This is a genomic window from Streptomyces sp. NPDC057638, from assembly GCF_042800315.1.
In the GTDB taxonomy this organism is placed as follows: Bacteria; Actinomycetota; Actinomycetes; order Streptomycetales; family Streptomycetaceae; genus Streptomyces.
Map to the genome: position 1 here is coordinate 1 of NZ_JBHVHF010000388.1, position 6,280 is coordinate 6,280.

A 6,280-nucleotide genomic window follows, 5' to 3' on the forward strand; every position below is an offset into this window, starting at 1 on the left:
GCCCGGGAGCATCCGCTCCCGGGCCCTTCGCCGGTAAAGCCGGTAAAGCCGGTAAAGCCGGTAAAGCCGGTAAAGCCGGTAAAGCCGGTAAAGCCTGCAGAACCTCTACAACCGTGAAACCCGTGCCGGGCTCCGGCGCGCCGGTCAGCCGCCGAGCCGCTTGACCGCCGCCGCCACCCGCTCATCCGTCGCGGTGAAGGCGACCCGCACGAACCGGTCACCCGCCGCGCCGTAGAAGTCGCCGGGCGCGACCAGGATCCCCCGGTCGGCCAGCTGGGCGACCGTCTCCCAGCAGGGTTCATCCCGGGTCGCCCACAGATAGAGGCTGGCCTCGCTGTGCTCGATACGGAACCCGTGCGCCTCCAGGGCGTCGCGCAGCGCCGTCCGGCGGGCGGCGTAGCGGGCGCGCTGCTCATGGACATGGGTGTCGTCGCCGAGGGCGGCGACCGTGGCCGCCTGGACCGGGGCGGGCATCATCATGCCGCCGTGCTTGCGGATCGTCAGCAGCTCACCGAGGACACGCTCGTCGCCCGCGATAAAGGCCGCGCGGTAACCGGCGAGGTTGGAGCGCTTGGAGAGGGAGTGGACGGCGACCACGCCCTCGTATGTCCCGCCGCACACGTCCGGGTGGAGCACGGAGACCGGCTCGGCCTCCCAGCCCAGTTCCAGATAGCACTCGTCACTGAAGACCAGCACCCCGTGCTGGCGCGCCCAGGCGACGATCCGGGCCAGCTCGGTCCGGTCGAGGACGCGTCCGGTGGGGTTGGACGGCGAGTTCAGCCAGAGCAGCGCGAGACCCTCGGGGTCCAGCTCGGTCGGGTCGTCGTAGACGACGGGGGTCGCGCCGCACAGGCGCGCGCCGACCTCGTACGTCGGGTAGGCGAGGCGGGGATAGGCCACCCGGTCGCCCGCGCCGAGCCCCAGCTGGGTCGGCAGCCAGGCGACGAGTTCCTTGGAGCCGACGACGGGCAGCACGTTGGTGTGCCGCACCTCCCGCGCGCCGAGCCTGCGCTCCACCCAGCCGGTGAGCGCGTCCCGCAGCGCGGCGGTGCCCCATACGGTGGGGTAGCCCGGGGAGTCGGCGGCGTCGGTCAGCGCCCGCTGGATCAGTGCGGGGACGGGGTCCACGGGCGTGCCGACCGAGAGGTCCACGATCCCGTCGGGATGGGCGGCGGCCGTCGCCTTGTACGGCTCCAGCCTGTCCCAGGGGAAGACGGGGAGCCGGGAAGAGACTGCGGACACGTGCTTCTCTCTCTCGTACTCGTCCGTGCTCGGCGGCCGCGTGGCGCCCGGGCGCGGAGGAGCGCACAGGGCCCGTGCACGGAAGAACGGTGTCAGACGGCGTACGGATGATCGCGTCCGGCTCGCGCGGGGCGGCGCGCCCGCGTACACGCCGGAGTGCGGCGCCCGCCGCGGGTGAGCCGGTCCCGCGCGCCACGCGGGAACGCCTCGGTCCCGTACGGACGTCGACCGTACGGGACCGGAGGGTTTCCGGCTCGCCGCCGTCAGCCCTGCGCGGGCAGCGAGGCGATGAAGGGGTGGTCGCGCTCGATCAGTCCGAGCTTGGAGGCACCACCGGGCGAACCGAGCTCGTCGAAGAACTCGACGTTCGCCTTGTAGTAGTCCTTCCACTCCTCCGGGGTGTCGTCCTCGTAGAAGATCGCCTCCACGGGGCAGACCGGCTCACAAGCCCCGCAGTCGACGCATTCGTCCGGGTGGATGTACAAGGACCGGTTGCCCTCGTAGATGCAGTCGACGGGGCACTCCTCGATGCACGCCTTGTCCTTGACGTCGACACAAGGCTGCGCGATGACGTAGGTCACGCTGTCGTTCCTCCTCGATAGGGCCTGGCAGTGCGCGGGAGCGCGGCGTCGTCGATGCCCGCCCCTAGTATCTCCGTTCCTGGGGACGATCCGAACAGGAGGGGCTCGCAGAGCTGTGGAAATCACTGGTGGCGGTCGGCTGGAAGTCCGCATTACCCACCTTGACGTGGGCAAAAGGGTGTCAATCCGCCGTCTGGTGGGGTCTTCGTCCGGGAACCCGGCGTTCACCGACGCCGTCGGCGTTCTCACATCCTGGGACGAGGGTGTGCTGGTGATCACACGGCGTACGGGAGAGATGGTCCGGGTTCCCGAATCCTCCCTGGTCGCGGGGAAGGTGGTGCCCGCCGCGCCCGCGCGCCGCCGGGGGCCCGCCGCGACCTTCGAGGAGCTGACCCGGGTGGGGGCGCGGGCCTGGCAGCCCGTGGAGAGCGAACCCCTCGGCGACTGGACGCTCCGGGCCGCGTACGCCCCCGGCGGCGGACGGGGCTTCACCCGCCGCGCCAACTCCGCGCTCGCGCTCGGCGACCCCGGGCTCCCCCTCGGCGCCGCCCTCGACCGCGTCCAGGAGTGGTACGGCGCGCGCGGTCTGCCCGCCTACGTCCAGGCCGCGACCGGCGCGGCCGGAACGCAGGAGGTGCTCTGCGCGGAACTGGAGCGGCGCGGCTGGGCCCGTGAGGTCTCCGCCGCGGTACGGATCGGGGCCCTCGCCCCGATCGCGGACACCACCCGGGTGACGGACTCCGCCATCGGCCGGGTCGGCCTGTCACGCTCCGTGGACGACTCCTGGCTCCGCCGCTACCAGCGGTCCGCCGAGCCCGGCCCCGAGGTGCTCGCGGTGCTGACCGCCGGGCCTGGGCCGGGATCGGTCTGGTTCGCCACCGTGCCGGACCCCTCCGGAGTGCCCGCCGCGATCGGCCGGTGTGTGGTCGATGGGCGGTGGGCTGGCTTCATGGCCGTGGAGGTCGGTCCGGCCCACCGCCGCCAGGGCCTGGGTACGGCGGTGATGGCCGCGCTCGCCCGGCGCGCCCTGGACGAGGGGGCCTCGGCGGCGTGGCTCCAGGTGGAGACGGAGAATGAGGGTGCGGGAGCGCTGTACGCGGGGATGGGGCTGGTGACGCACCACCTCTACCACCACTACAGGGCCCCCCGGCGAGGGTCCGCGACATAGCGCCGCCCTCCCCGGACGAGGCCCGGGAGGACGTCGCGAGGCGGTGGCGGCCCCGGCGGAGCCCGGGGGAGGTTTCCCTCGTACGGGGACGTACGGGGGACGTCCCGGCGACGGCGGAGGGCGCTCCCCGGGGTTCGCCCGGGGCCGCCAGGCCCACGAGGGAGCGGGCCGGGCGTCGCGGACCCGACCGAGGCCCCGCGGGACCGGCCCGCGGGGAGGACGGCCCCGGATCCCCGGGATCACGGGACCATCACCCCGAGGTGCCCCGGCCCACCGGGCGGGCGCCCCGGGCAGGACAGCGCGGACGGACACGGGTGGCATATGGGCGAGTATCGCGACGACGACGAGTTCACCGATCCGCGCGGGCGTTTCGCCGCGGAGGCCCGCTCCGAGCGGCCCGACCTCTCCCTGCTCTGTCTGCTGCTGGCCGCCGTCGCCGACCCGGCGCTCGACGAGGCGGGCATGGACGCGGCGCAGATCGAACTCGACCGGCTCGCCGGGCTCCTCCCGTACGGGACGCGCGGCCCGCGCGCCTGGGCCGAGGCCCTCGCGGAGCTGCTCGGCGGGCGGGAGGGGTTCCACGGCACCCCCGCCGACTACCAGCGGCTGGAGTCCTCCCTCCTCCCCCACGTCCTGCGGCGCCGCCGGGGCCTGCCGATCCTGCTGTCGGTGGTGTGGACCGAGGTGGCGCGGCGCGCGGGCGCGCCGGTGTACGGGGTCGCGCTGCCCGGCCACTTCGTCGTCGGCTTCGGCGAGCCCGGCGTGGGCGAGACCGTCCTCGCCGACCCCTTCGCCGGAGGGCGGCTGCTGACCGGCGACGACGCCGAACTGCTGGTCGCCGGGGCCACGGGGGCGCCGCTCGACCCCTCGATGCTGGCGCCCGCGCCCGCGCTCGACGTGATCCTGCGGATCCTCAACAACATCCGCGCCTGGGCCGGGGGCCGCCCCGAGCACTCGGCGGTCGCCCTGTGGGCGATCGATCTCTCGCTGCTGCTGCCCTCACACCCGGCGCGGCTGCGGTACGAGCGGGCCCAGCTGCTGGTACAGCGGGGGGACTTCCTGACCGGAGCGGCGGAGCTGGACGCGTACGCGGAGGTGCTGGCGGCCGTGGAGCCGTCGGCGGCGGAGGCGGTCCGGGGCCGCGCCCGCGCCGCGCGGGCCATGCTCAACTAGGCCCTCTGGGAGCGGGCTCCGGCGCGGGGGTACTCCCCGGGGTCCGGCCGGTCGCGGCGCGCAGGGGCGGGGGCACCCGGACCCGGCCAGATCCCTCAGAGGCGCCCCTGGCCGCCGGACGTCCGCACGGAGGCTGGCGCGGGAGAGCGCCTCCTCCGCCCGGCCGACAGCGACCCCGTAACGCCCGTACACCGCCGTACACCGGCGTACACCGCCGAAAAGGGTCCGCCCCCGTTCCGTCATCAGCGACGGAACGGGGGCGGCGGGGCGTGGGCCGGAGGTCAGCCGCCGTCGAGCGGGATCTCGACCCGGCGCTCGTCGGAGGTCTTCCCGCGCAGCGCGTCCCGCATCGCCTGGGCGACATGGTCGGCGCTGAGCTGCTCCTGCTTCCCGTCCTTCGTGACCATCACACCGTCGAAGAAGGACCCCATCAGCTCCTCGATCGCCTTCTTGTCGTAGGCGTCGACCAGACGGCCGTTATCGGCCTTCATCGAGAGGATCTGCGGCAGCGACTTGTACGGGCCGAACGGCAGCGACCGGCCACCCGCCGAGATGGTGACCTCACCGGACATCGCGGGTTCCGCGAACTCCTTCATCGCCCGGTCCAGCTCGGCCTGGGTGACCTTCGGCGCGCGGACGGCGACGGGCAGTTCCACGGCGCCCGGCTCACCCTTCTCGACCTGGGCCCGGTAGGCGTTCTCGACCGCGAGCATCGAACGCTCCACGTCCAGGGCCTTGCCCGCCTTGCCCGGGACCGCGACGGCCTTGCCCGGCTCGAAGGTGATCGTGCCCTCGACCGCCGAGCCCGACGTGCCCGCCAGATCGGTCAGCGCGGCGCCCAGCTTCTCCTCGTCGACCACGATCACGGGCTCGGCCACCCGGGCGCCGCCGAAGAGGGAGCCGACCACCGACATCGGGTTGTAGTCGCTGCCCGCCGCGCCCCGCACGGTGGCCTGGCTGTCCAGCGACAGACCGGCCTTGTCGGGGGCGAGCCGCTCCTTCTTGCCGCCGATGGTGAGCTCCAGCGGCGCCGACGCCCGCTTGCCGAGGGCGTCCTGGAGCTTGTTGACGGCCTGTTCCTTGGTACCGCCGCCGATGTCGACACCGAGGACCGTGGTCTTCTTCGGCACCTCGGAGTGGTTGAGCAGCAGCCCGGCTCCGTACGCGACGGCGCCGAGGCTGACCACGCCGACGCCGAGCAGCACCAGCTTGGAGCGGCCCTTCTTCTTCGCGGGCGGCGGGGCGGGCCGGCTGGAGGGCGCGGGCGCGGCGCTCTCCCCCGCGCCGGGCGCGGCGGGTCCGGCCGGACCGGCGGGGGCCGCCGGACCGGCGGGGAAGTCACCGCTCGCGGGCCGGGGCCCGCCCGGTCCGCCCGGTCCGCTCTGCGCCGGGAAGGGCGGCCGCCGCTCGGGGGTCACGACCGGCATCCCGGTCGTCATCGTGTCGCTCATCCGATCCCCGCCGCCGGGCGGCGGGGGGACCTGGCGCTGAGGCGTCAGGATCTGGGTGTCGTCGGAGAGCCGGGGCGCCGCCGCCTTCCGCGCCTTCCGCGCGGCGGCGAGGTCCGGGGCGCCAGGGTTGCCAGGGGCCGGGGCCGCCTGCGCCGGACCGCCGGGCACACCGGGGGCGGACGGCCCACCGGACGCGCCGGGACCGGACGCGTTCGCGGCACCAGGTCCGCCCTGAGCGGCACCAGGCCCGGCCTGAGCGGCACCGGGCCCGGCGGGGGCCCCTTGCGCGTCACGCCGCTTCGCCTTCGCCGAGCGCTGCTGGCGGCCCTCCGCCGCCCCAGCGGCACCACCCGGCGCGCCCGTGAGGGGGGCGGCACCCGCGGCGGTCCCGGCGGCGGCGGGAGCACCCGCGGCGCTCCCGGTACCCGCCGCGCCCGTGGCCCGCAGACCACCCGCGACTCCGGCCGCGGCGCCCTTGCGCGGGCGGACCGGCATGGTCCCGGTCGCCGGGCCGCTGGTGGGCCCGGTCGGCGCGTTCCCCCCCGGCGCGGGCGGCGCCGGGGCGAACGGATCGGCGCTCGGCGGGACCGCCCCGGTCAGCGGGTCGGCCGAAGCGGCACCTGGCACGGTCCCCGGGGCGGCCGGGGCGGCACCGGGGACCGTCC

5 protein-coding genes are annotated in these 6,280 nt (G+C 75.2%); 2 read left to right on the forward strand and 3 right to left on the reverse strand.

Features of this window, described 5'->3' with window-relative positions:
- Positions 1-144 precede the first annotated feature (144 nt).
- Together dapC and fdxA are read right to left on the reverse strand one after the other, a co-directional pair.
- Positions 145-1,242 (reverse strand): succinyldiaminopimelate transaminase, encoded by a 1,098-nt coding sequence (dapC, locus tag ACFVIM_RS31535; RefSeq protein ID WP_384308691.1) that lies wholly within the window; start codon positions 1,240-1,242, stop codon positions 145-147.
- A 263-nt stretch (positions 1,243-1,505) separates the two neighbouring features.
- The gene (gene fdxA, locus ACFVIM_RS31540) at positions 1,506-1,823 is read right to left on the reverse strand and encodes a ferredoxin (protein ID WP_384308694.1); all 318 of its coding nucleotides are present in this window, start codon (positions 1,821-1,823) and stop codon (positions 1,506-1,508) included.
- A gap of 115 nt (positions 1,824-1,938) precedes the next feature.
- On the opposite strand from fdxA, the gene ACFVIM_RS31545 reads away from it, so the two are divergent.
- A complete protein-coding gene (locus ACFVIM_RS31545) occupies positions 1,939-2,991 on the forward strand; it encodes a GNAT family N-acetyltransferase (protein WP_384308697.1) in 1,053 nt (350 codons plus the stop codon).
- A gap of 321 nt (positions 2,992-3,312) precedes the next feature.
- Positions 3,313-4,164 carry a transglutaminase-like domain-containing protein gene (locus tag ACFVIM_RS31550; protein ID WP_384308699.1) on the forward strand — a complete coding sequence of 284 codons (852 nt, stop codon included), beginning with the start codon at positions 3,313-3,315 and terminating at the stop codon, positions 4,162-4,164.
- Positions 4,165-4,445: 281 nt separating this feature from the next.
- On the opposite strand, the gene ACFVIM_RS31555 is transcribed toward ACFVIM_RS31550, so the two are convergent.
- Positions 4,446-6,280, reverse strand: a 1,835-nt coding sequence (locus tag ACFVIM_RS31555) for a hypothetical protein (protein ID WP_384308702.1), incomplete at its 5' end; no start/stop codon positions are given.